The sequence below is a fragment of the Acidobacteriota bacterium genome (assembly GCA_028875575.1).
In the GTDB taxonomy this organism is placed as follows: Bacteria; Acidobacteriota; Terriglobia; order Versatilivoradales; family Versatilivoraceae; genus Versatilivorator.
In genome coordinates this window covers 1-24,062 of the sequence record JAPPDF010000003.1, presented here as the reverse complement: position 1 = coordinate 24,062, position 24,062 = coordinate 1, and the positions used below count along the sequence as shown (strand labels likewise).

The following is a 24,062-nucleotide window of genomic DNA, read 5'->3' as shown; positions in this document are numbered from 1 at the left end:
TGGCATGACGAAGGGTAGTGTATCTTTCAGTACAGTGATTGGCTCCATGTAAAGGGCTTGCGGATAACAGACGGCGCTGGGCATGCCTTGGCTGGTCTTTTTCCCTTCAGCGCGCACAGGCTCCCTCGACCGTAGTGACCGCTACGCTCTTCGGTCGCGAGCACGCGCTGAAGGGAAAAGTCCTGCGCCATGATCTTGCCCACTGGTGAGAAATGCGGGCTAACCGGTGAATGCCGGTTTGGCCCTGCCGGCCGAAAAGAGAAGTCCGGGGGGTTATGCCTGAGGCGAGGTGGAATCCGAACCAATCAGGTCGTCGAAATGCAGTTCCAGAATATCGCCGATCTGTTTGGGGGTGAACTCTTTGGGAACGACCGAAACCGGAGCCGATTCAACGGCGCTTTGGAACAAGGGGTTCTCTCCGGCCAAATCCGTGACCACCACAAACACCAGCTTGCGGTCCAGCCTTCGGAGCTCCCGCAGTGTCTCCACGCTATCCATTCCAGGCAGGTTAAGGTCCAGGAATACCATGCGGAAAGATTCCCGCCTGGCAGCATCCAGGGCCCCGGGCCCGTCCGGCACGGCCACTGCTGAAATGCCGTGGAGTTGCACGATCCCCTGAAGACTTTCTCTAACCGCTTTCTCGTCCTCCACGATGAGCACTTTCCCGGGTCCGTTCTTCGAACTGCTCCTGTTCGGCTCGGCCAGTAGCCAACCATCGATCCGGGACTTCTTGAAACGAAGACTGCCCCCCACCTTCAAGGAGGGAATCTTGTTCTGCCGTGCCAGGAGATAGACCGTCTGTTCCTTCAACTTCAGGTACTCGGCTACCTCCTTGACGGTTATCAATGAATCTTCCATTAGGCCTCCTCAACAGCCATCAAACTTTGTATTTAGAAGTATAATATTTATCGATTCATTTTTTCAATTATTACTTAATGATAAAAAATACTGTATTTTCTCGTCATTGCTGGCAGGTCTGAGGCGAATCCGTCTCACCACCATCCCTAACCTGTCCGACTCTGACTCTGGCCGGGCGCACCAGCTTACCGTTCAATCGATACCCCTTTCGGACCACTTCCAGAATCAGGTTATCGTTTTCCTGCTCCGAAACCTCGGTCACAACAACCGCCTCGGCCAGTTCGGGATCGTAAGACTCTCCCACCCCGGCCACTTCTTCCAATCCCAACTGGGCCAGAATACCGCCGAACTGAGTGTGGATCAGTTCAACCCCCTTCAGAAACCCCTCGCGGTCGGGGCTTTTCCGGGCGTGCATCAAGGCCCTCTCGAAGTTCTCGAAAATGTCGATGAACTTCTCGACGGTCTCTCCCCGTGCCTGCTGAAGCCGTTTCTCGTACTCGTTTCGAATGCGTTCTCGGGCCTGCCGGTTTTCCGCCTCGGCCTTGTCTCGAAAATCGCGATAAGAAGCGAGAACCTGTTCGACTTTCTTCTCTGCCTCAGCCCGCATCTTCTCCAGTTCCTCCACGTAGGTGGGCTTGAGCGATGCGGAGGACTCTCTTGCCGGCGTATCCTCACCGTCCTGAACCCAAAAGCGTTTGTCGGTGACGCGGATCTTGACTGCCTGGTCCTGGTCTTCGGTTTCGGAAACCCTGGGCGCGTCCTGTTCATTGGTTGGCAACGACTTGGATTTCTTGGACTTCTGCATGAGGGACTGCCTCCTCCTTTGGGATCGTCAGTGTAGGCAAGCGCCCGCCCGGGCCGGAACATCATCCGAGGGAAAACAGCGGATCGTCAATGAATATGAACCACCAATGGACACGAAGACCGTTGGAACTCCTTGGCCGTTCGCGATCAGGGAACGTTGTCCGCTAAGCTGATTTGCTGCATCAGGGAACATGAATATAAAGGATGGACAGGATAATCACGACAAGACCCTTGGCGAACCCCTCTCGGGCCTTCTCCAATCTCTCGGTGGCCCTTTGTCGTCCTTCGTGCGCCATCGTGGATACCTCTTTTCTCCTCAGGCTTTCTCGGCGACCGCCGCTGGCTGGAAGACCATTGCCTTTCGTTCAGCGTCCGCGTCCACCCGAAGTCGATCGCCTGAATGAACCTCTCCGTTGAGGAGCTTGAGTGCCAGCGGATCCTGGATGAGCCGCTGGATGGCGCGCTTGAGCGGGCGGGCTCCATAGTCCGGATCGTACCCCTCGTTGAAGAGAACCTCCCTGGCCTGCCCGGTGAGGTCCAGGTCGATCTTGCGCTCCGCCAGCCGGGACCTGAGCCGCTCCAGTTGAAGATCCACGATCCGGCAGATTTCCTTGCGTCCCAGGGCATTGAAAACGATGATGTCATCAATGCGGTTGAGAAACTCCGGCTTGAAGGAGGCGCGCAGCACCTCGAAGACTTGAGTGTGAATCTCCTTGGGATCCCGCCCGGTCATCTCCCGAATCGTCGATCCGCCCAGGTTGGAGGTCATGACGATCAGTGTATTCTTGAAGTCTATCGTTCGTCCCTTCCCGTCTGTCAAGCGCCCGTCTTCCAGGATCTGAAGCAGCAGATTGAACACCTCCGGGTGGGCTTTCTCGATCTCGTCGAACAGGATTACCGAATAGGGTCTCCGCTTGACGGCCTCGGTCAGGAATCCGCCCTCCTCGTAACCCACGTAGCCCGGGGGGGCGCCAATGAGCCGCGCCACCGAGTGCTTCTCCATGAACTCCGACATGTCCAGACGCACCATGGCCTTCTGATTGTCGAACAGAAACTCGGCCAGGGCTCGTGCCAGCTCCGTCTTGCCCACCCCCGTAGGGCCCATAAAAATGAAGGAACCAATGGGGCGGTCCTGGTCCTGAAGCCCGGCACGGCTCCTGCGAATCGCGTTGGAAACCGAGGCCAGAGCCTTTTCCTGGCCGATGACGCGACAGCCCAGCCTCTCTTCCATGTGAACCAGCTTGCCGACCTCTCCTTCCAGCATCTTGGCAACCGGAATTCCGGTCCATTTGGACACCACCTGGGCAATGTCTTCCTCATCGACCTCTTCCTTGAGCATCCGACTGGACTGCTGCACCTGTTCCAGCTTCCGGTTGGCCGCATCCAGTTCCTTTTGCAGATCGACCAGAGATCCGTAGCGGATTTCCGCGACCCTGCCCAGGTCGCCGGCCCGCTCCCGCTTCTGCTCCTCGATTCTCGCCTGCTCGATTCTCTCTTTCAGGTCCCGGATACCGGAGATCAGGACGCGCTCGTTCTGCCAGCGGGCCTTCTTCTCGGCCGACGTCTCCTTGAGGTCGGCCAGCTCACGTTCCAGTGAAGCCAGCCGCTCCTTCGAAACCTGGTCCTCTTCCTTCCTGAGGGCTTGTCGTTCGATTTCCAGTTGGCGAATTCGGCGCTCCACTTCATCGATCTCGACCGGCAAGGAGTCGATCTCCATCCTTAGAGAGGCCGCCGATTCGTCCACAAGGTCGATGGCCTTGTCGGGCAGGAAGCGGTCGCTGATATAGCGGTCGGAGAGGGTCGCCGCGGCCACGATGGCCGAATCCTTGATCCGGACTCCATGGTGGACTTCATAGCGTTCCTTGAGGCCACGCAAAATCCCAATGGTGTCGGCGACGGTGGGTTCCCCCACGAACACTTGCTGAAACCGGCGCTCCAGGGCGGCGTCCTTTTCGATAGTTTTCTTGTATTCGTTCAGCGTGGTGGCGCCGATGCAGCGCAGCTCCCCCCGGGCCAGGGAAGGCTTCAGCATGTTGGAGGCGTCCACGGCCCCCTCGGCGGCGCCGGCTCCGACCAGCGTGTGCAGTTCATCGATAAACAGGACCACCTGCCCCTCGGCTTCAGTCACCTCCCGCAGCAGCGCCTTCAACCGATCCTCAAACTCGCCCCGATACTTGGCGCCGGCAACCATGGCGCCCAGATCCAGGGCCACCAGTCGCTTGTGCTTCAGGCTCTCCGGAACGTCCCCGGAGACGATGCGCTGAGCCAAGCCTTCTACAATGGCCGTCTTGCCCACCCCCGGCTCACCCATCAGTACAGGATTGTTCTTGGTCCGCCGGGACAGGACCTGAATCACCCGGCGGACTTCTTCGTCCCGGCCGATGACCGGATCCAGCTTGCCCTTTCTCGCCAGGTCGGTGAGGTCGCGAGCATAGCGCTGCAGCGTCTGGTACTTGTCCTCGGGATTGGCATCGGTGACCCGCTGTGAACCGCGAACATCCACCAGTGCCTGCAGGACATTGTCGGGAGTGACACCCTGAGCAGCCAAGATCCGTTGAGCCTCCGCCCCCTTGGTCTCGGCCAGGGCCAGCAGCAGGTGCTCGGTGCTGACATACTCGTCCTTGAGACGGTCGGCCTGGCGAAAGGCGGCTTCCAGGACGGTGTTCAGCACCCCGGAAATCGGCCGGTTGCCAATGCCCTGTACCTTGGGCAGCCTGGCCAGGGATTTCTCGATTTCCCCGGACAGCACCTCCCGGCCAACCCCCAGCTTGCTCAGGACTGGAGGTATGACGCCTTCAGCCTGTTCCAGGAGCACTCGCAACAGGTGCTCGGGTTCGATTTGAGGATGGGAATGCTCACTGGCCAGCCGTTCCGATTCCAGCAGGGCTTCCTGGGCCTTCAGTGTGAGCTTGTCATGGCGCATTGTTCTCTTCCCCTTGCGAGTTTCCGTACGGGAAATAAATAAGATTTGCGCAGGTGCTTGTCAAAAAGGATCCACCGGGCACGGACCTGCCACTACCCGGACCTTCCATCTGCCGTTGAATCCCTTCAGGAGGTCACTTTGAAATCGCCAGGAAGCAAGGGTCAACGCCGGAGAATCAGGCGTGAAAATCAACAGGGAATCGTTTGGAGCGACCGATTGCGAAGGCCTCCGGCAACCGGGAAACTTCGAGTGTAATTCTCTTCCTACTCCTCGACTTTGGACTCATCCATCAGCATGATCGGGATGTCATCCCTGACGGGAAAGACCCGCTTGCACCGGTGACATCTCAGGCCGTCGCCGTTGGGGGTCGGACGGACCGAATCCTTGCAGAGGGGACAGACCAGAATTTCCAGGAGCTCGGGGCTAAGAGGCATGGATTGTTTCTCCTGCAGCCACCCGGTCGGGCAAGCCCGACAGTTTGTGGAGCCCCCTCGTCCGGGCCAACCCAAGCCAGGGGCAGTTGGCTTGGCGACCGGCATCCTGGCAGGGGGCGATGCCGGCGTCACCGCTAGTCGCTTTTCTCCAGGAGGTCTTCGACCTTGAAATCGAGGTCCTCGAGAACCTTCTTGTCCACCTTGTACAGGGTCGGGTCGGCGGTGGCTTTGCCGAAAACGACCTCATCCTCCGTCTTCCCAAGTACCACTTCGATCACCCGATCGTCCTTTCTCACCACCTTGACCTCGGCCGAAGGTTCACTGAAGCCATACTTGGGGTCATCCAGATTGGCCCGGTCGACGATCTCCTTCCCCTCCAGATCCTCCAACGGCCAGAAGAGCTTGTACTCCAGGACCGATTCCTCCTCGTGACCGGCCGGGGACTGCAACCGCCATTGGTCTTCGCTGTCCCTGGAGAACTCGAACTCCCTGTCGGGCAGCTTGACTTCGACCCGTTTCACCTCATCTCGCTCAAAGCGGGCCATCTTCCGATCGCGGAGCTTGGACAGGTCCAGTTTCAATTTCTCTACCAGGTCTTCCTTGATCTTGAAGACATCCCCCCCGGAGTCATCCTTGGCGTAGAATTGGGCGCCGACCTGCTTGCCGACCAGCAGTGTTTTTCTGGCCCGATTGTCGCCCAAATAGAGATCAACGCGGGAGGATGGAGCGTTCAGTCCGTAGGTCCTGAGTCCGCCGGGTCCCCCTTCCAGGAATTCCTCCACTCGGGCGAACTCCAGGTCACTGAGGAGGGATCGCACCTCGGAGCGGTCGGCCCTGGCCTGAATCGGCTCCTGGATAGACCATTCGTTCCCCTCCTTCTGCAAGCGATAGGTCTTGCGCCTGGCCCGGATATGGACTTCACGGACCTGTTCCCTGTCAAAATCCAGCACCGACTTGTCCCTGAAATCGAACAGCTCCTTGTCGACAGTGGTATGGAGCAACGTGGGCAACACCAGCACCTTGCCCAGGTCCGGAATCCTGCCGAAAACCGAGGCCTGGTTGAAGTCCTTGTCTCCAAGCTCCAGATCCAGCCTGCGGCCATCCTCCAAACCCACGGTGATTTTCAGGTTGGGATCTTCCAGGCCATAGTCTTTCCAGTCCACCGAATCCGGCTCCAGAGATCTCTCCACCTGGGTGGAACTCAACTCGGAAGCCAGCCCATCCACCGCCGCCTCGTCGGCCTCGGCTTTGATCGGAGCGACCAACTTCCAGCCGCCGTTCTCCTTTTTCAGGACGATGGAACCGTCGCCGCGGACCAGGGAGATGGAAGTCACCTCCTCCTTTTCGAACTGGAAGAGCTTCTTGGCCTCTTCGGCGGCCTCTTCGCGTTTTTTCCCGCCCTCGATCTCATAGAAGTAGACGAAGGTCCCCAAGCCGACGAAGAGAACAGCCACGACGCCCAGGTTTCTCCAGATCATGACTTGCGCCTCCTTGACCAAACCAGGACACCCAGGCCCAGCGCCGCCCCCGGCAACACGACCATGGTCACCCAGAACAGCATCCTGGAGTCGGCAGCAGTCATGTGGACACCGCGGTTTTCCGAATCCTTGGGTCGAACCGAAATCAGGTCCTCATCCTCGGCCAGCCAGCTCACCGCGTTCAGAAACAGGTCCCCGTTTCGCTGGAGCCGCAGAAAGGCGTTGTTGGCAAAATCGGAATCGCCGATCACCACCACCCGGGCTTCCTTGCCGAAGGATCCATCCTTCTGCGCTTCCTTCTCACCCGAATCATCGCCCTCGTTCTCGTCTTGAAGTCCGTTGGAATCGGCAGCCGCCGAACTCACCGAAAGGGTGCTGACCACCCCAAGAACCACCGGGCCCTCGATATCCACGTCCGGATTGAATTCCGCCGATCCGTCCACCAGATTCTTTTCTCCCCAGCTTCGCTCCGAGGTGCGAAACAGCTCCCTGGAGGTGAAGGAAGAATCCTCGTGGTCGACCGCCTTCAGCGAGCGAGCCTCAGGGAACACGGTCATGGTATTGTCGAGATCTTCGGTGATGGGGTGCGACTCGTAGGAGGTCACCAGAGGAGCCGCGGGGCCCATCCCGAACAGTTGCCCCAACCCGCTGGAGTCGACCACGATGTCGTCCTCCACTCCGATCTTCCACTTCTCAAGAAGTTCCTTCAAGCCGGAGTCGAGGTCGGGGTCCAGCAACAGGAGAACTTTCCCCCCGGCGTCGACATATCCATCGATGAGCGCCGTCTCCGTTGGGAGCAAGGCCACGGCCGGACCGGCGATCACCAGGGCGGAGCAGTCTTGGGGGATGTTTCCGGCCTCGGCCAGGTTGATGCTTTGCACCCGGTAGTTCTGACTCTCGATGGCCTGCTTGGCGGCCGCGTATCCTCTCTCCTCCTGGCTGTTTTCGATGTCAGCCTCGTTGTGCCCCTTGGTGAAGTAGATGACCTTGTCCTGCTCCCGCGTGACCTTCAGGATCGTGTTGGTAATGTCTTCTTCCTGGGCAGCCTCCACGCTCTCCCGCTTTTCCCCCGAAACCACCACGATTTCTCCAAAGCGGTTCACCTCGTACTTCCGGGCCAGACCCGGCTCGGCCTGGGGGTCCACCTTGCGGTAGCTGAGGGCCGAGGGGTTGAGCGCCACATACTCCTTCATCAGGTCGTCCAGACTTGGATTGGGGTCCTTGTCGAAGTGGATGACTTCCACGTCCACTTCCAACCCGCTGACAAGTTTCTCCGTCTGGTCGGACAGACTGTAGAGCTTGTTGCTGGTGAGGTCCCAACGCTCCTGGTATTTCCTGGCCAGAAAGTTGATCATCCCCAGGAGGCCCACCACCATCACCACCATCAAGACCGTGTTGGCCCCATACTGGGCAGACCGCCGCCGAAAGCCGGCCTTGAGTTGCTCGAAGCTCCAGGCAATCATGGCCAGTGTAAGAACCAGTCCTCCGTAGAGGGCGATCTGCACCCGGTAGTCCCAGACCCCCTGAATGGAGTACCAGACATAGGCCAGTATGATCAGTACCGGACCAAAGGAGGCGATGTTCTTCAGAATGTTCATCCCGTTATGTCCTCCACCGCCAGGATTCAATGGATCGATAGGTCAGGAAGAGTCCGAGAAAGACGAAGCTCAGGTAAACGACCAGGCTCGAGCTGTCGACCACTCCTTTCGAAAAGTCGTCAAAGTGGTTGAGAATGGAAACGTAACCGAGGATCTCCTGCACCAGGGGGCCGGCAGCCTGGGCCGAGAGGTCGATCACCCAGAGAATCAGGAGGACGCCAAAGGTGACGCTGGCGGCGACCATCTGACTTTCGGTAAGGGTGGAAATGAAAATGCCCAGGGAAATCAGGGCGGCTCCCAGCAGCAGCAGTCCCAGATATCCGGAAAGGACCGGTTCCAGAGCCATCTTGGGAGAACTGTAGAGATAGAGGAAGGCATGGTAGACCAGGGTCGGCAACAGCATGACCACGAAAAAACCCATGGCTGCCAGAAACTTTCCCAGGATGAGCTGGAAATGGGTTAAAGGAGAGGTCAGGAGAAGCTCGATGGTGGCCCGGCGTCTTTCGTCGGCAAAGGTCGCCATGGTGATCATCGGCACCATGAACAGGATGATGGTGCTGACGATGCCGAAGAAATTTCTTTCCACCAGCGCAGGAACATCCATGGCCGGGGCGCCGCCGCCGAACTGCTGGGCCTGGACGGCCATCATCATGGACCGCTGGATAAAGACCGACAGGATATTGTAGAAAAAGTAACCGCTCACCAGGAGGAATACCGTCAGCACGCCGTAAGCGACCGGAGAGGCGAAATAGACCTTCATCTCCTTGTCAATCACAGCCAAAAGGTTTCTCATTGACTACGCACCTCCTCCTGAGTCGTGAGTTGGGTGAAGACTTCCTCCAGGCTCAACTGCAGCGACCGAAACTCCCGTAGCTCAAAGCCTCCCTCGATGACACTCTGGGCTATCCGGCCTCTGACATCCTGCTTCAGCTCCGTTTCTATGCGGTAGGAGGATACCTCCCCTTCCCCCAGCGGTTTGGATTCGACGCTCAGCACTCCCTCGATCTGGTGCAACCGCTGCTGCATCTCGACATCTGAGCCCCTGGCTTCCATGTAAATATGGGCGGCCCCCTGCTGCTGCCGGGTCAGGTTCTCGGGGGTGTCCACGGCTACGATCTTCCCGTCGGAGATAATGACCACGCGCTGGCAGGTCATGCTGACCTCCGGCAGGATATGGGTTGAAAGAATAATGGTGTGGCTCCCGGAGAGGCTCTTGATAAGCTCTCGCACCTCCTTGATCTGATTGGGGTCCAAGCCGACCGTGGGTTCGTCCAGGATCAACACCTCCGGGTCGTGGATCAATGCCTGGGCCAAGCCGAGCCGCTGCTTGAAGCCCTTGGACAGGTGCTTGATCAGCTTGCTCCCGTAGCCCTCGATACGCACGGTCTCCTTGACCTCCTGAAGGCGCCTCTTGAGGTCTTCAGGAGCTACGCTCTTGATCCTGGCTACGAATTTAAGGTAGCCATCCACCGTCATCTCGTCATAGAGGGGAGGGTGTTCGGGAAGGTAGCCGATGCGACGTTTCACTTCCATGGCATTTTCGAAAACATCAAACCCGGCTACCCGAGCCGTGCCTTCAGTGGCGGGCAGGAAACAGGTCAGAATGCGCATGGTCGTGGTCTTGCCGGCTCCGTTTGGTCCCAGGAACCCCAGAATTTCTCCCTTTTCCACCTGAAAGGACACGTCATCGACAGCCTTCAGGTTCCCGTATCTCTTGGTCAGTCGATCGACTTCAATCACAAGAGCTCTCCCTTTCCGAGTTCAAAGACGCGATCCTGAGCGAGCCCCGCGCAATCGCCGCCGAAACCGGCATTGGCGTGAGTCCGAGGGGCGCTCGAACAGATAATTATAAGGAAATCGCTTCGCCTGTAAAGGGGGGCAACCGGAGGAGAAACACTCCCTGCAGCGGAGATCCGACACCCCTGAAAACCCGGGATACAAACGAAATATTCAGTTTCCGGCGGTGGGCCAATGGACTTAATGGACCGTGCCCGGCAGCAGCAGGCTGGTGCGGTCGCCGCAGGTGGCCCAGCCCTGATCGACTTTCATAATGAGACCATGGAAGAGGATGTCGCTTCCGGAAAGCACCACCAGCACGTCTCCCGGCTCGACTTCAGGGTTCCTGAGCTCGAACCGGATTACCGAGGCCCGCCCATTCTGCTGCTTTACGGTCTGATAGGAGAAGTCTTCCACCTCAACCGCCAGGGTCCTTGAATGGGGAGGAAGCTCGTTGCTATCCTGCCGATCGGACACGTTTCACCTCAAGGGATCGGATAATTGCAGATTGCTGATTTTCGATTGTGGATTTGCCGCGAACAATGCTACCCGTCGAGCCGCACTACATGATTGTATGGGCGAGTGTCCTTGATGCCTGATCCTGCCTCAAATCCAAAATCCTCAATTAAATTCACCATTACAGCGGGGACCGATCCATCGTCAGCCGGAAAGGCTCCGCCGCTGAGCCTGCCGGTCCACCCACTGCAGGCACCGCACGCAATGGTATAATTCGGCGCCATGAGCGAAGCGGTCGGCAAGCGTCTGGGGGCAGCGGCAAGCCGGGTGGCCTTTGTGGCCTTGGCGCTGCTGGCTCATTCCGCGCCGGCAACTTCGGGAGACAAGAACCTGGTGACCAGCGGGCGCCTGGTGTGCCTGGGGTCGGACCTGAAGGAAACCTCCTGCCAAGACGCCCCCGCCCGGTTAGCCCTCAAAGCGGATACCGGACAGCTCTTTACTCTGGCCGCGGGCGACGCCGCCAACACCCTCCTCCAGGAAAAACGACTGCAGACAAGACAATTCCGGCTGACCTTGAGAAGCCTGGATGGCGGCAAGACCTTTCAAATCGTCAAGACCCAATTGATCCGGGCCGGCAAAGTCTACGATTTTCACTACTTCTGCGAGATCTGCAACATCACCACCTACACTCCAGGACCTTGCATGTGCTGCCGGGCCCCCACCGAGTACCGCGAAGCCCCGGCTGAAACCTAGAGTAGCCAAGCGGTGATAACTGCGGTTGGTTCTACCGGGACGCCGGGTCCGGAGAGGCATCTTCCGCGGACTGGTGGAGATAGTCAAGCACGGCCCGCACGGAGACGATCCTGGGGGGCTGGTCGAGGCTGACAATGGGGATGTGGCGAAATCCCTCCACCGACATCTGGTGGAGAACAAAGCGAATGGATTCTTCTGCCTCCATGGTCACCGGATTGGGAGTCATGATATCGGAGACTTTGACCGAGCTGACGGAGCCTTCCATTCCCCCGAGCTTGTAGAGCACGTCTCGTTCTGACAAGATTCCGACCACGATCTCCTCTTCCATGACCAGGACGCACCCCACGCTCTTGTCCTTCAGGAGTTGGACCGCGTTCTCGACCGGAGCCCCGGGCGAAACGGTGACCGCGGGTGTGGGCTTCAGGTCGGCAATGGTGTCCTCCATGAGCCGCTTCTGCAGCCCCTCGATCGGCAAGGGGATGTCCAGCTTGCTGAAAGGAAACAGGCAGTCTTCGCATCGGTCCGCCCCGGGAAGATTGACCGAGCCGCAAGCAGGACAGATCATGAGATTCCTCGCAAGAAGGCAGGTCTGTGGCTTACCCCCGCTGACACTCTTGCCGAAGGCCGGCAAAGCCCTAACGGCGGTTCGATCGGAAGAGGGGATTCAGTTCACCACCCAGACATCCCCGCTGTTGAGCAGTCGCTCCAGGTCTCCATCTCCCGAACGGCTGATTGCGTCCTGCACCTGGGCCTCCATCAGCTCGTCGTAGGTCGGTTTGGCCACCGAGCGGAAAACTCCCAGAGGCACGGGAAAGTCAGGATAATCCATGCGGGCCAGCAGGTTCGCCAGATTGGGTTCCGGGGCATGAATATCGTGGATCAGCAGATCCTTTTCGGAATCGCCCCGGCGAAGATCGACGACTTCCAGTTTGAGGCCGTTCAGTCGAATTCCCTTGTCCCGGTCCCTGCCGAATACCAGCGGCTTCCCGTGCTCCAGCCGGATGGTGCGATCGTCTCGAAACCCCCGCTCCGAGAAATGATTGAAGGCCCCGTCGTTGAAGATGTTGCAATTCTGAAATACTTCCACGAAGGAAACTCCCTTGTGGTGGGCAGCCTGGGTAAGGACCGAAGAGAGGTGCTTGACATCCACGTCGATGGACCGGGCCACGAAGGTGGCCTCGTTGGAGATCGCAATGCACAAGGGGTTGATCGGGTAGTCGATGGACCCGAGCGGAGTGGACTTGGTCTTCTTGCCGAACTCGGAAGTCGGAGAATACTGGCCCTTGGTCAAGCCGTAAATCCTGTTATTGAAGAGAATGATGTTCACGTCCAGATTTCTGCGAACCACATGCATGAAATGGTTGCCCCCGATGCTCAGGGCATCGCCATCTCCGGTAATCACCCAGACCGACAGCTCGGGGCGGGAGGCCTTGATGCCGGTCGCCAGGGTCGGAGCCCGGCCGTGAATTCCATGAAAACCATAGGTGTTCACATAGTAGGGGAAGCGGCTGGAGCAACCGATGCCTGAAACAAAGACAAAGTTCTCCCTGGGGATATTCAGATCGGGCAGCATCTTCTGAGTCTGGGCCAGAATGGAGTAGTCCCCGCAACCCGGACACCATCTCACCTCCTGGTCGCTAACGAAATCCCGCCGTCTCAAGGGAAGCACTGCCGACCCCTTCTGTCCTCTGTCGCCGTCATGGCTCATGGCTGACTGCTCCTGGCTGGTTTCTCCAGAGGGACTTGCCCACTGTCAACCCTCTGGAATCAGAGCATCTCTCCAATAGTTTCCCGCAGTTCGGAAATCTTAAAGGGCAGGCCCCGCACCCGGTTGAAACCGATGGCATCCACCAGGTAGCGCGACCGCAAGATCATCAGCAACTGGCCCAGATTAAGCTCGGGCACCAGAACCTTGTCAAATCGAGAGAGAACCTCTCCCAGGTTCCTGGGGAGAGGATTCAGGTACTGCAAGTGTAGGCTGGAGACGGGATGGTTCTGCTCCTGCATACCCTCCACGGCCGAGGTGATTGCCCCGTAGGTCGAACCCCAGCCAACCACCAGAACCTTTCCTTCCGGACTCCCAAACACCTCGACCGGGGGGATATCGTCGGCTATCCGGGCAATTTTCTCGGCCCGCAGACGCACCATGCGGTCGTGGTTTTCGGGGTTGTAGCTGACGTTCCCGGTGATGTTCTGCTTCTCCAACCCTCCGATGCGATGCTCCAGCCCCGGAGTGCCCGGGATGGCCCAAGGCCGGGAGAGTGTCTCCTCATCCCGCAGATAGGGTTCAAACCCCTCGGCGTCGGTCCGGAAACGGACTTCAATGTCGGGAAGGTCCTCCACCGAAGGAATCTTCCACGGTTCCGACCCGTTGGCCAGGTAGCCGTCGGAGAGGAAGAAGACCGGGGTCATGAACCGGGTGGCCAATCGAAAAGCCTCGAAAGCCATGCGGAAGCAGCCGGATGGCGTGCTTGGCGCGACCACGGCCACGGGACACTCCCCGTTCCGCCCGAACAGTGCCTGCAGCAGATCCGCCTGTTCGGTCTTGGTGGGCAGACCCGTGCTGGGACCGCCGCGCTGAATGTTGGCGATCACCAGTGGCAGTTCCGTCATGACGGCCAGCCCGATCGCCTCCGATTTCAGGGCGACTCCCGGCCCACTGGTTCCGGTCAGTCCCAAGTGACCCGCAAAGGAAGCGCCAATGGCGGCGCCCACAGCCGCAATCTCGTCTTCCGCCTGAAACGTCTTGATTCCGAAATTCTTGTGGCGGGCCAACTCGTGCAGAATATCGCTGGCCGGAGTGATGGGATAGCTGGCATAAAAGAGGGGGCATCCCAACTTCTGAGAAGCCGCGATGAAGCCGAAAGCCGTGGCCTCGTTGCCCGTAATATTGCGGTACTTGCCTGGAGCCAACTTGGCGGTGCGAACCCTGTAGTGGTTGGTGAAGAGTTCGGTGGTGTCGGCGTAGTTGTAGCCGCTTCGCAAAGCCAGACTGTTTGCGGCCAGGATCTCCGGCCTCATTTTGAACTTGGATTCGATCCAGGAGAGCGTCGGCTCCAGGGGACGATCGTATAGCCAGTAGGTAATTCCGAGAGCAAAAAAGTTCTTGCACCGGTCCGCATCCCTCCTGGGAAGATTCAACTCCTGGAGCGCCTTGCCGTTCAATTCGCTCAAGGGAACCGCAATCAGGCGATAACCCGACAGGCTCCCGTCCTCCAGGGGGTTTGACCCATAGCCCGCCTTTTTCAGATTCAAGGGCAAGAAGGTATTGGAATTGGCAATGACAATGCCCCCGGGCTCAAGATCCGACAAGTGCACCCTGAGAGCCGCCGGGTTCATGGCCACCAGAACGTTGGGCTGATCACCGGGAGTCCGAATGTCTCGACTGCTGAAGTTTATCTGGAAACCGCTCACACCCGGCAGGGACCCGGCAGGCGCGCGAATCTCGGCCGGGAAATCGGGGAGGGTGCTGATGTCGTTCCCGAAGATCGCCGAGGTGTTGGTGAACTGGGTTCCGGTCAACTGCATGCCGTCGCCGGAGTCTCCGGCAAACCGGATGGTTGCGTTCTCGATCTCGACGATGGCCCGGTCCGGCTTGTGGTCTTTTTCGGTGGTTGTGGCAGGCACGGTGGTTGAGATTTTCGCTCCTTAGAAGCTCAACTTCCCAATAGGACCCCGATACTGGCGGAATTCCTCTTCAGGCTCCGTCCGGCTCGCTGAAATTCTGATCGGGCGTGGGAGGAAGGGCCAGTACCTCCTGAGGATAGCACTCCAAGAGATAGTCGACGATATTGATCACGGAGAGACAATCACAGACCCGATTGGCCGAATCGACCAGCGGAATATGGCGGTAACCGCCCTCGTTCATCAAACGAACCGCATCCAGAAGAGAATCGTCAGGACTCAGGACCGCCGGCTCCGGCGTCATGAGGTCGCGAATCGGCCGTTCCAGACCCGGCTGGCTGCGTCCGACCACCTTGCGAATCAGGTCTCTTTCGGTAAATATTCCCAGGAGGTTGGAGCCCACCGCCACCAAGGCGCAACCGTTGCGCCGTCGCTGCATGGTTGAGATCGTGTCCCCCAGACTTGTATCCGGGGCCACACAAACCATCTCCTTCAGCTGCAGGTGCCGAATTTTGGTCTCGCGTAGGGTCAACTCTACGCTCATGGCTTCAAACCCTGCATCTTCCATCCATTCCAGCCTAACACCATCGAACTCGATTAGCTCCATCATAACACATATTTACCGCTTCCAATGGCCTGCGCCCAGTAGGTGATTGGCCCCGACATCGCCCTGCCGTGCGGATCGTATGGGCTGAAACAGGAGTGCTTCAGAAAAGTGCCGCCCCTTGCCTGCCGGGCAGATCATCCGAGAGTGAAACAGGGGCCTGTTACCAACCTCCGAGACTGGGGTCCCCCACCGGTTCGACTGCGGGCGGAGCCCTTGTCTCACCGACTCCCCCTCAAGGGGGGAGTCGCAGAAGCCGAGCCGCAGGCGAAGGCTGATGCGGTGGGGGCCAAGTCTCGGCTCCGGACCGTGGGACGGCGCGGCTGATACAGGGCGAAACGTCGGTGCTTCAGGTCAATCGACCACCAGAACGGCCGTGCCCTGAATCGTTCCCGACCGCAGCGCCGACAGGGCCTGGTTGGCGTCGCTCAGAGCAAAGGGATTGACGTGAGTTCCAATGGTGACCCGGCTCGCCAGCTGCAGAAACTCCTCTCCATCGCCCCGGGTGAGATTGGCGACCGAGCGCACCACACGCTCTCCCCATAGAATCGAGTAGGGAAAGGCTGGAATATCGCTCATGTGGATTCCGGCACAGATCACCGAGCCCCCCTTGGCCACCGCCTTCAGGGCGGCTGGAACCAACTCGCCCACAGGGGCGAAGATAATGGCGGCATCCAGAGGTACCGGCGGCGCCTGCCCTGATTCACCCGACCAGACCGCCCCTGAGCGGAGAGCAAACTCTTGGCCCGCCCTGTCTCCGGCCCGTGTGAAGGCATAGACCTGCCGGCCCTGGTGGAGAGCCGCCTGAACCAGCAGGTGCGCCGAAGACCCGAAGCCGTAAAAGCCGACCCGCCGGGCCTCGCCCGTCATCCTCAAAGATCGGAAGCCGATCAGGCCTGCGCACAAGAGCGGGGCCGCCTGAACATCGGAATAGTTGGGGGGAATGGGAAAACAGTAGCGCTCGTCAGCCGCCGCGTATTCGGCATAGCCTCCGTCCCGATGATACCCCGTGAACCGGGCCCGATCGCACAGGTTCTCTCTGGAGGACCGGCAGTAGCCGCATCGGTTGCAGGTCCAGCCCAACCAGGGGACCCCCACCCGGTCGCCCGGTCTCAGACGGCTGACCCCTGGACCGCAGCCGTCCACCGTTCCCACGATCTGGTGTCCGGGAACCAGCGGTAGCCTGGCATCCGGCAGCTCGCCGTCCAGGATGTGGAGATCGGTGCGGCAGACCGCGCAGGCACTCACCCGCAGGAGCACCTGGCCCGGCCCGATCCGGGGTCTGGGCAGATCCCGTTCAACCAGGGGCCGCCCCGGAGTTTCCAGAACCATGGCCTTCACGACGAAGCTCCGGGTGTCTAAAAAGTAGCAATGGGATTCAGAGGGGAGCCGGTGGCCCCCGGTACCGGCAGCGGGGCCATGGTCATGAGGAACTCCCAACGCTGGCGGGCCTGGGCGGCCTCGCCAACAGCTTCCAGATCAAGGACATCCAGGATGGGCGTCCCCATGCCCACGATCAGGACCATGTGAACCGGCAGGAAGGAGTCCTTCACTTGTGAGGGCATGACGTCGGTGGCCAGGTCGCTGCCCACGATGGCCACGTCGCGCTCTTTCAGCCAGGGCAGGCAGGACGCGTGCAGACCCGCCGAATTCTGCATGATGTCCCACCCCCCCTCGGCGCGCCGCCTGGCCCAACGGCCGGTCCGGAGCAGAAGGGCATCTCCCGAGCCCACCCGGACGCCGGCCTTCTTTTCCCAGGCTTCCAGGTCTTCAGGATAGATCGCCTTGTCTCCCGGTAGATAGTCCAAGCCCCACAGGCGGGGCATATCCATAAGGACAGCCCGGGTAAAGATACCGTCCTTCAGGGTGAGGACCGAAAGCTTGTCGGCCCCACTCCGGGTGACTTCGTCCCTGGAGAAACCGTTGTACATCTTCCCTTCATAGAAGAAGTGGCACAGGGCATCCACATGGGTGGTGGTAAATCCGTGGTAGCTCACCGCGAACCTGTCGTTTGCCCCCACGGAGTCGGGCTTGAAGCTCTCCGGCAACATCTCGTGCTCGAAGGGAGGCGAGCCGTCCTGCTCAACCTTGACAGCGTCGTGCGCCATCGAAACGGAGAAGCCCTCCTTCACCAGGGCAGCCGCCTGCTTGCGCTTTTCGGCCGTAATCAGGTTGATCGTCCCCAACTGGTCGTCCGCCCCCCAACGACCCCAGTTGGAAAGCGAGGTCATCATCCGGTCGACGTCCTTGCTGGTCAGGTTCTTGGAATTTCTACAGACAATGACCGGGGCCGTCGCCGTCAATAGCAGCAGATGGGTGATGACAACGAATCGGGACAGTTTCATGTTCATGATCCTCCCCTTGGAACAGCGCCTCATCGCCGAGACCTCTTCGTTTCCGGCTCCGACTGAAACCATCCTGCTCGAGCCGCCACGGAGCCCGCGGCCGATTCGCCCATCGAGGTCTTATGCTGCGATAGTTTATCCCTGCCCAACCGGCTCTTCAATGGTTTTGGACGGCAAGGCGAAGAAGCCGGCCGGCTGCCGGAACAGAGGCTCGGAAACTGAACGCTGAACGAGCCTCTTGCAAAATTCGTCGTGCGGCGCTGGGGATGTTGTTGAATTACTGGAATAACTTCGATCAGCCGCTCCTGAATCGCTTTGATTCAATCTCGTCTCCTACGCGCTCTTTGCAAGTTATTCCAGTAATTCAACAACGTCCCCTATTCGCGGCCCCTATCTGCGGAATTTTGCAAAGGGCTCGCACTATAATGCAGACGGCATGTTATTGAGTCGAGACGGATTCAAGCTATTCGCCTATCTGAGCATCAGCGCTTTGCTGAGCTTCACCGTCTGGACCATGATCCTGGTCCCGGATTACCTGGCTCACCAGGGCTGGTCGGCGCAGAAGATCGGCTGGGCCATGGGCCTGTTTTTCGTTGTTGCTCTCATCTCTCAGATTTCTTCAGGCCATCTGGCCGACCGCATCGGGAACGTTCCCACGGCCCTGATCGGCACCGGCATCGCCTTGAGCGGATGTATCTGCTATTGGGTCGCCCTCAGGTGGCCGGATGCCATCTTTGGGGCTCGCGCCCTTCACGGTGCCGGGGCTGCCATGGTCGGCGCCGGCGCTCTCTTCCACTTGGTGAGATCGGTGCCCCAGAACCTCAAAGGGCGGGTGATGGGTTATTTCGGCCTGCCCGGGTTCGTGATGATGGGCGTGGGGCCCTGGATTGCCGAGAGTTTGCGTCATTCCTGGGGGATGGCCGGGGTGTTCACGCTCATTCTGGTCAACTTCGTGGCGGTTGGCGTCCTCCTCCGCTGCCTGCCGCGCCCCCTGGCCCCCAAGGGCACTCGACGGGAACCGTTCAGCCGGGCCTTCAGAAAGAGCTTCCCCAACTTGAGGCCTGTCATCTTCTTCGCCTTTTGCTTCGGTTTCGGCCTGTCCGCCTGGAACAGCTTCCTGGCCCCCGCGGTGAGCGAGATCGGAAGCGGCGCCATCTCGGCCTTCGGCCTCGGCTACGGTTCAGGAGCCCTGGTGAGTCGCCTCGGCCTGAGTCAAAAGCTGGACAGAGGCAAGCGGCGCCTGATCGCCATCTCCAGCCTGACCCTCTACGGGGTGGGGCTTGCCTTGATTCCACATGCGGATCATGCCTGGCATTTGGGTATGATTGGGATCGGCTGCGGGGTGAGCCATGGCCTCTATTACCCCGCCCTGAGCTCCTTTGCCGCCGCGCGTTTCCATCCTCTTCACACCGGAAACGCCATGAGTCTGTACATGTCCGCGTTCAGTCTGGGGATGTTTCTGGGGTCTCCGGTTTGGGGATACGTAGGGAACCAATGGGGGTACCTCTGGATTTTTACGGTGGCGGGCCTGTTTGTGTTTTGCTCGACGCTGATTTTCCTGATTTCGCGTTCCTGGTCCAAGGCAAGGTGGCTGATTTGGCCCTACAGTAGCCGAGAAGCCGACTGATTCAGGGGAGAAAGCCTCGGGCGCGAGGCAAAACAACTGGTCAACCTGGGAGGAACTGGCTATGGAGACACAATCCAAGCAGAGTCTTGAGACGGGGACCGATCCGGGCCCCTTCGGCGAACTCGACACCGTCACCGTTCTGATGCCGATGCCCTTCCGTGGAGGGCGGCTGGACGGGCGGGCACATGCCAGAAACGTGGATTACCTGCTGGGCAACTGTTTTCTCGACGAAGGGCGCCGGCGGGTCATGGGAATCGGCGGGACCAGCCTGATTCACCACCTCGACCGGGAGACCCAGTTGAAACTGGTCCAGTCGACCGGCCGGCAGTTGGGCTCCGAGGCGCTTTTCATGGCGGGGGTCATTCCTACGCCCCCGTCCGAAGCCAGGCAATTCATCCAGGAATGCCTGGAACTGAAGAGGCCTCCCGACTACTTTCTGCTCATGCCCATTCCCGGTCTGTTCAATCCCGAGGGTGTTGAAGCCGAGCTTTCCGCGTTGTCGGAATTCTTCGAAAAGCAAGGGGCGGGGCGCTTTGTCCTATACCTGCGTACTGGTCGCCTGAACGCCGCCTATGCTAGACTCGCCTCCAGACTTGCCAACATTGCCGGCATTAAAGTGGGCACCCATCCCGGAGATGTGGAGGTGCTGCAGGCATCGGTGCCCCCCTCCAAACGGGTCCTCTGGGGAGTGGGTGACCGGGTGACGGCGGCCGCCCGGCTGGGCGCACGGGGCCACACCTCCGGATTGACCCTGATCTGCCCGAGCCTCTGCGATGCCATCAACAACGCCTGCCGGCGCCAGGACTTCGAGGCCTGCGCCGAGTTGGAGCAAGTGGTCTCAGGTCTCGAAGAGATTCGCTTCATGGAGGATCGAATCTACAACTACTCCGCGGTGGTTGCCGCCAGCCAACTGGGTGGATTCCAGGACATCGACCTGGGAGAAGGAGGGCCGTTCAACGCCCCGCCTCCGCCACCGATCCTGCAGCAAATTGCTCACTGCGTAGAGCGATTGAAACCCTACCACTGACCGGCCACAGGGGGATTGCGTCGGAGCAATCCAGCGAGTCGGCGAATAGAAGCCTGTTTCAGGGCGAACGGGTGCAGGCATGACCGGAAATTCCCCGGAACTCACCAGCAACGACCAGGGGGCCAAGCTCGGCGTCGAGCTTGCCGAGAACCTCGCGGATTCCGAGGTCGCCATCCTGGAGCAGATTCAAAATCGGGTTCTTTGGCTGAGCATGCAGATTGTGCACTACGCCAATTCCCTGCGGGAAAACGGCAGCGGCGCCAGCGCCAAAGTGGGGGGTCACCAGGCCAGTTGCTCCTCCATGGTCAGCTTGATGACGGCCCTCTATTTCCACTCGCTGCGATTCGGAGACCGGGTCTCCGTCAAGCCCCACGGCTCTCCGGTGTACCACGCCATCCAGTATCTCCTGGGCAATCTGCCCGAGGAGAAGCTCCGCCAGTTCCGCAGTTTCAAGGGACTGCAATCCTATCCCAGCCGCACCAAGGACGTGGACCAGGTCGACTTTTCCACTGGGTCGGTGGGTCTGGGAGCCGTGGTTCCCAACTTTGCCCGGCTGACCCGACAGTTCGTGCGCGACCATTTCGGGCATCCACGGCGCAACCGCTTCATCGCCCTCATGGGGGACGCGGAGCTGGATGAGGGAAACGTTTGGGAAGCCCTGGGCGAAGAAACGCTGCAGGAGTTGGGGCAGGTTCTCTGGATCGTCGATCTCAATCGTCAAAGCCTGGACCGCGTCGTCCCCAGCGGCAAGGCCCAGAAGATCGAGGAGATGTTCCGCATCAACGGCTGGCGAGTGCTCGAGTTGAAGTATGGCAGGAAGCTGGAAGAGGTCTTCAGGCGTCCCCACGGCGAGAAACTGAGACAATGCATCGACCTGATGAGCAACGACGAGTATCAGAGCCTGTTGCGTATCGAGGACGGCGAGAGGATCCGGCGTCGCCTGGTCAACACTCCCGAGGGTCAGGACAAAGAGCTGCTGGAATTGTTGAGCGATTACTCCACCGACGAAGTCAAGCCTCTGCTGGCCGATCTGGGAGGCCATGACCTGCGCAAGATTCTGGAGGGACTGGACGAGGCCGACCGGATTACCGACCAGCCGGTCGTCATCATCGCCTACACCATCAAGGGTTGGGAACTGCCGATCGCCGGAGACCCCCTGAACCACGCCAAGCTCCTGACATCGGATCAGATGGCGGAGCTTCAGTCCCGGCTGGGGATTGTTTCCGGAGAAGAATTCGCCCCATTCCCGCCCGGCAGCCCCGAAGACCGGTTCATCCAGTCACGCCTCAAGCTTCTCAACGGCAACGCCAAGGCCGACACCGCACCTGCGCCCGCTCCCCTCTCGATTCCCGCCAGCCTGGGGTCCGGCTACCGGGGCGACCTCTCCACCCAACAAGCCCTGGGCAGCCTGCTCACCGCCTTGAGCCGCATCCCGGAGGTGGCGGCCCGCATGGTAACCACTTCCCCCGACGTTTCCATTTCGACCAACCTGGGGGGATGGATTCACAAGATGCGGGTCTACAGCCCCGAGGAGAAGATCAATTTCTTTCGCGAGAATGCCGTGGCCTCCATGCTCAACTGGGAGCAGTCCCCCAAGGGACACCACATCGAGCTGGGAATCTCGGAAAACAACCTGTTTCTCCTGCTGAACATGCTCGGACTGTCGCAGGAATTCTCCGGGGAGGTGCTGCTTCCCTTCGGAACGGTCTATGACCCCTTTATCGGACGGGGGCTGGATGCGCTGACCTACGCGGCTTACACCGAATCCAAGTTCATTTTTGCCGGCACCCCGTCGGGAATCACCCTGAGTCCCGAGGGGGGCGCTCATCAATCCCTGATCACGCCCTCCATCGGCATGGAAATGCCCAACCTGGTCTACTACGAACCCACCTTCGCCCAGGAACTGGAATGGATCTTCCTGGCCGGCCTGCGGAACCTGCTGGACCGCAAGCGGGGTCAGATTCTATACCTGCGGCTCTCCACCCGTCCGGTGCCGCAGAGTCTCTTTCCGGCCGACCGGAGAACGGCTCCCCAGCGGATGGAGCAGTTGCGCCGGGACGTCCTGCGGGGCGGATATCGACTCCTGGATCACCGGTCCGCCCCCGGGTACTCTCCCGGCAGGAACGTCCTCAACCTCTTCACCTGCGGGGTGATGGCGGTCGACGCCCTGGAGGCCAGCCGAAGCCTCGCTCGAGAAGGCATCTTCGCCAACGTGATCGCGGTCACCAGTCCGGACCTGCTCTTCCGCGGTTGGCAGCAGGCCGGCAAGCTCAAGATGAAGAACCCCGGAAACCGGTTCACCTTCCACCTGGAGGGCCTGATTCCACCCGCCGAGCGCCGGGTCCCCGTTGTCACCGTACTGGACGGCCACTCGCATGCTCTTTCCTTCATCGGGAGCGTGTTCGGCAGCCAGGCGCTGTGTCTGGGCGTGGATGAATTCGGTCAGTCGGGTCAGGCCGAGGAGCTCTACGACCACTACCAGATCGGGGTCAAGGCCATCTCGCAGGCCGCCCGCCAGATGATCCATGGAGGGGCTGCTGCAGGGTGAGGCAGTGAAGGGTCCCGAAACCCCATGCCAGATCGACGCTGTGGATGCCGACCACGGACCGCTCCGGGAATAGCCGGCTGAGCCGGCTCAGCGCCAGGCGGTCGTTGGGGTCGTTGAAGGTGGGGACCAGCACCGTCCGGTTGGCGATGTAGAAGTTGGCATAGCTGGCGGGCAGGCGCTGCCCTCTGAAAATCAGGGGCCGCGGCATGGGAAGCTCAACCATCCGAAGGGGCCGGCCGTCCTGGTCGGTGGCCTCGGCCAGCCGCCTCCGGTTTTCCCGTAGCGCCTCGTAGTTGGCGTCCCGCCGATCGGATTCCACGGAAACCACCAGGGTGGTCGGGTTCACGAAGCGGGCGATGTCGTCCACGTGGCCGTGGGTATCGTCGCCGGCAATCCCTCGACCCAGCCAGATGACTTTGGCGACCCCAAGGTAGTGCCGGAAGATATCCTCCATCTCCGGCCTGGAAACTCCCGGGTTGCGGGCTTGGATGGGGCTGAGCAGGCACTCCTCGGTGGTGACCAGGGTTCCCCGGCCGTTCACGTCGATGCCGCCTCCTTCCAGTACGATCCTGCGTCCGCCTGGTGAGATCCTTGGCTGACGGCATTTCAAGCCGAGCAGACGAGCGATGGCGGCGGGAACAACATCGTCCCGCCGCCAATTGGAGTACCTGGCCCAGCCGTTGAATTGCCAGTCCAGAATCCCCATCTCGGCCGGCCCGGAATCGCCCCCCCGGACAAAAATCGGACCGGTGTCGCGCAGCCAGCTGCGGTTGGTGGCCACTTGGTGGAACTCAACGGCAGCCAAATCCACCTGGGCCTGCAAAAGCAGCCGGCGGGCCCGTCTTTCCAGCCACCCGTTCTCCACCAGGATCCTGACCCGCTCGTGGCGGTGCAGGTGGCGCACCACCTCGCCGAAGACCCAGGGGACGGCCGCGAATTTCCCGGGCCAATCGGCCCGATAGTGCGGCCAGGCGATCCAGGTTGCCTCGTGAGGCTCCCATTCCGCCGGCATTCGGTAACCCGCATTTCTCACCAGGTCGCCGGAGTCATGATGAAAGGCCATTTATTTTCTGGAACTCGTTCCCCCGATTGGGATGCCTTGCGGTGACACACGGCGCTGGGCATGCCCTGTCTTGTCCTTTTCCCCTCAGCCCATCCATGCTCGCTCGACCGTAGTGACCGCTACGCTCTTCGCTCCCGAGCACGC

At 60.0% G+C, this 24,062-nt stretch carries 20 protein-coding genes; 4 read left to right on the top strand and 16 right to left on the bottom strand.

The window, feature by feature from the left end; translation table 11 throughout:
• Positions 1–273 precede the first annotated feature (273 nt).
• The 9 genes from OXI69_00680 to OXI69_00640 form a co-directional block, all read right to left on the bottom strand.
• Entirely contained in the window at positions 274–858 is a 585-nt protein-coding gene (locus OXI69_00680; protein ID MDE2664644.1) for a response regulator, read from the bottom strand.
• Positions 859–961: 103 nt separating this feature from the next.
• The gene (locus OXI69_00675) at positions 962–1,663 is read right to left on the bottom strand and encodes a nucleotide exchange factor GrpE (protein MDE2664643.1); all 702 of its coding nucleotides are present in this window, start codon (positions 1,661–1,663) and stop codon (positions 962–964) included.
• A gap of 315 nt (positions 1,664–1,978) precedes the next feature.
• On the bottom strand, positions 1,979–4,585 hold the full coding sequence (clpB, locus tag OXI69_00670) for an ATP-dependent chaperone ClpB (GenBank protein ID MDE2664642.1): 2,607 nt from the start codon (positions 4,583–4,585) through the stop codon (positions 1,979–1,981).
• Positions 4,586–4,848: 263 nt separating this feature from the next.
• Positions 4,849–5,019 (bottom strand): Trm112 family protein, encoded by a 171-nt coding sequence (locus OXI69_00665; protein MDE2664641.1) that lies wholly within the window; start codon positions 5,017–5,019, stop codon positions 4,849–4,851.
• Positions 5,020–5,153: 134 nt separating this feature from the next.
• The gene (locus OXI69_00660; protein MDE2664640.1) at positions 5,154–6,497 is read right to left on the bottom strand and encodes a DUF4340 domain-containing protein; all 1,344 of its coding nucleotides are present in this window, start codon (positions 6,495–6,497) and stop codon (positions 5,154–5,156) included.
• Positions 6,494–8,095, bottom strand: a complete 1,602-nt coding sequence (locus OXI69_00655) for a Gldg family protein (GenBank protein ID MDE2664639.1) — start codon at positions 8,093–8,095, stop codon at positions 6,494–6,496. The genes OXI69_00660 and OXI69_00655 overlap by 4 nt, the downstream gene beginning before the upstream one ends.
• 4 nt (positions 8,096–8,099) lie before the next feature.
• A complete protein-coding gene (locus OXI69_00650) occupies positions 8,100–8,888 on the bottom strand; it encodes an ABC transporter permease subunit (GenBank protein MDE2664638.1) in 789 nt (262 codons plus the stop codon).
• Positions 8,885–9,835, bottom strand: coding sequence for an ABC transporter ATP-binding protein (locus tag OXI69_00645; protein MDE2664637.1), 951 nt, complete (start codon positions 9,833–9,835; stop codon positions 8,885–8,887). The genes OXI69_00650 and OXI69_00645 overlap by 4 nt, the downstream gene beginning before the upstream one ends.
• 237 nt (positions 9,836–10,072) lie before the next feature.
• A complete protein-coding gene (locus OXI69_00640) occupies positions 10,073–10,348 on the bottom strand; it encodes a hypothetical protein (protein ID MDE2664636.1) in 276 nt (91 codons plus the stop codon).
• A 261-nt stretch (positions 10,349–10,609) separates the two neighbouring features.
• Here OXI69_00640 and OXI69_00635 point away from each other — a divergent pair, with 261 nt between their 5' ends.
• Complete coding sequence (locus OXI69_00635) at positions 10,610–11,080, top strand: hypothetical protein (protein ID MDE2664635.1); 471 nt, start codon at positions 10,610–10,612, stop codon at positions 11,078–11,080.
• Positions 11,081–11,111: 31 nt separating this feature from the next.
• On the opposite strand, the gene OXI69_00630 is transcribed toward OXI69_00635, so the two are convergent.
• The 6 genes from OXI69_00630 to OXI69_00605 form a co-directional block, all read right to left on the bottom strand.
• Complete coding sequence (locus tag OXI69_00630; protein ID MDE2664634.1) at positions 11,112–11,645, bottom strand: CBS domain-containing protein; 534 nt, start codon at positions 11,643–11,645, stop codon at positions 11,112–11,114.
• Positions 11,646–11,744: 99 nt separating this feature from the next.
• Entirely contained in the window at positions 11,745–12,788 is a 1,044-nt protein-coding gene (locus tag OXI69_00625; GenBank protein MDE2664633.1) for a 2-oxoacid:ferredoxin oxidoreductase subunit beta, read from the bottom strand.
• 59 nt (positions 12,789–12,847) lie between these two features.
• Complete coding sequence (locus OXI69_00620; protein MDE2664632.1) at positions 12,848–14,707, bottom strand: 2-oxoacid:acceptor oxidoreductase subunit alpha; 1,860 nt, start codon at positions 14,705–14,707, stop codon at positions 12,848–12,850.
• Positions 14,708–14,777: 70 nt separating this feature from the next.
• The gene (locus OXI69_00615) at positions 14,778–15,314 is read right to left on the bottom strand and encodes a CBS domain-containing protein (protein MDE2664631.1); all 537 of its coding nucleotides are present in this window, start codon (positions 15,312–15,314) and stop codon (positions 14,778–14,780) included.
• A 348-nt stretch (positions 15,315–15,662) separates the two neighbouring features.
• Positions 15,663–16,649, bottom strand: a complete 987-nt coding sequence (locus OXI69_00610) for a zinc-dependent alcohol dehydrogenase family protein (GenBank protein MDE2664630.1) — start codon at positions 16,647–16,649, stop codon at positions 15,663–15,665.
• A 17-nt stretch (positions 16,650–16,666) separates the two neighbouring features.
• Positions 16,667–17,653 (bottom strand): cyclase family protein, encoded by a 987-nt coding sequence (locus OXI69_00605; protein ID MDE2664629.1) that lies wholly within the window; start codon positions 17,651–17,653, stop codon positions 16,667–16,669.
• 436 nt (positions 17,654–18,089) lie between these two features.
• On the opposite strand from OXI69_00605, the gene OXI69_00600 reads away from it, so the two are divergent.
• From OXI69_00600 to OXI69_00590, 3 genes are all read left to right on the top strand, one after another.
• The gene (locus tag OXI69_00600; GenBank protein ID MDE2664628.1) at positions 18,090–19,280 is read left to right on the top strand and encodes an MFS transporter; all 1,191 of its coding nucleotides are present in this window, start codon (positions 18,090–18,092) and stop codon (positions 19,278–19,280) included.
• A gap of 61 nt (positions 19,281–19,341) precedes the next feature.
• Positions 19,342–20,307, top strand: coding sequence for a dihydrodipicolinate synthase family protein (locus tag OXI69_00595; protein MDE2664627.1), 966 nt, complete (start codon positions 19,342–19,344; stop codon positions 20,305–20,307).
• A 79-nt stretch (positions 20,308–20,386) separates the two neighbouring features.
• A complete protein-coding gene (locus tag OXI69_00590; GenBank protein ID MDE2664626.1) occupies positions 20,387–22,855 on the top strand; it encodes a pyruvate dehydrogenase in 2,469 nt (822 codons plus the stop codon).
• On the opposite strand, the gene OXI69_00585 is transcribed toward OXI69_00590, so the two are convergent.
• Positions 22,797–23,918 (bottom strand): agmatine deiminase family protein, encoded by a 1,122-nt coding sequence (locus tag OXI69_00585; GenBank protein ID MDE2664625.1) that lies wholly within the window; start codon positions 23,916–23,918, stop codon positions 22,797–22,799. The genes OXI69_00590 and OXI69_00585 overlap by 59 nt on opposite strands.
• Positions 23,919–24,062 lie beyond the last annotated feature (144 nt).

Excerpts from the sequence above, each read along its gene's own strand:
- OXI69_00680 (MDE2664644.1), bottom strand. The coding sequence starts at position 858 with ATGGAAGATTCATTGATAACCGTCAAGGAGGTAGCCGAGTACCTGAAG.
- OXI69_00675 (MDE2664643.1), bottom strand. The coding sequence starts at position 1,663 with ATGCAGAAGTCCAAGAAATCCAAGTCGTTGCCAACCAATGAACAGGAC.
- clpB (MDE2664642.1), bottom strand. The coding sequence starts at position 4,585 with ATGCGCCATGACAAGCTCACACTGAAGGCCCAGGAAGCCCTGCTGGAA.
- OXI69_00665 (MDE2664641.1), bottom strand. The coding sequence starts at position 5,019 with ATGCCTCTTAGCCCCGAGCTCCTGGAAATTCTGGTCTGTCCCCTCTGC.
- OXI69_00660 (MDE2664640.1), bottom strand. The coding sequence starts at position 6,497 with ATGATCTGGAGAAACCTGGGCGTCGTGGCTGTTCTCTTCGTCGGCTTG.
- OXI69_00655 (MDE2664639.1), bottom strand. The coding sequence starts at position 8,095 with ATGAACATTCTGAAGAACATCGCCTCCTTTGGTCCGGTACTGATCATA.
- OXI69_00650 (MDE2664638.1), bottom strand. The coding sequence starts at position 8,888 with ATGAGAAACCTTTTGGCTGTGATTGACAAGGAGATGAAGGTCTATTTC.
- OXI69_00635 (MDE2664635.1), top strand. The coding sequence starts at position 10,610 with ATGAGCGAAGCGGTCGGCAAGCGTCTGGGGGCAGCGGCAAGCCGGGTG.
- OXI69_00630 (MDE2664634.1), bottom strand. The coding sequence starts at position 11,645 with ATGATCTGTCCTGCTTGCGGCTCGGTCAATCTTCCCGGGGCGGACCGA.
- OXI69_00625 (MDE2664633.1), bottom strand. The coding sequence starts at position 12,788 with ATGAGCCATGACGGCGACAGAGGACAGAAGGGGTCGGCAGTGCTTCCC.
- OXI69_00615 (MDE2664631.1), bottom strand. The coding sequence starts at position 15,314 with ATGATGGAGCTAATCGAGTTCGATGGTGTTAGGCTGGAATGGATGGAA.
- OXI69_00605 (MDE2664629.1), bottom strand. The coding sequence starts at position 17,653 with ATGAAACTGTCCCGATTCGTTGTCATCACCCATCTGCTGCTATTGACG.
- OXI69_00600 (MDE2664628.1), top strand. The coding sequence starts at position 18,090 with ATGTTATTGAGTCGAGACGGATTCAAGCTATTCGCCTATCTGAGCATC.
- OXI69_00595 (MDE2664627.1), top strand. The coding sequence starts at position 19,342 with ATGGAGACACAATCCAAGCAGAGTCTTGAGACGGGGACCGATCCGGGC.
- OXI69_00590 (MDE2664626.1), top strand. The coding sequence starts at position 20,387 with ATGACCGGAAATTCCCCGGAACTCACCAGCAACGACCAGGGGGCCAAG.
- OXI69_00585 (MDE2664625.1), bottom strand. The coding sequence starts at position 23,918 with ATGGCCTTTCATCATGACTCCGGCGACCTGGTGAGAAATGCGGGTTAC.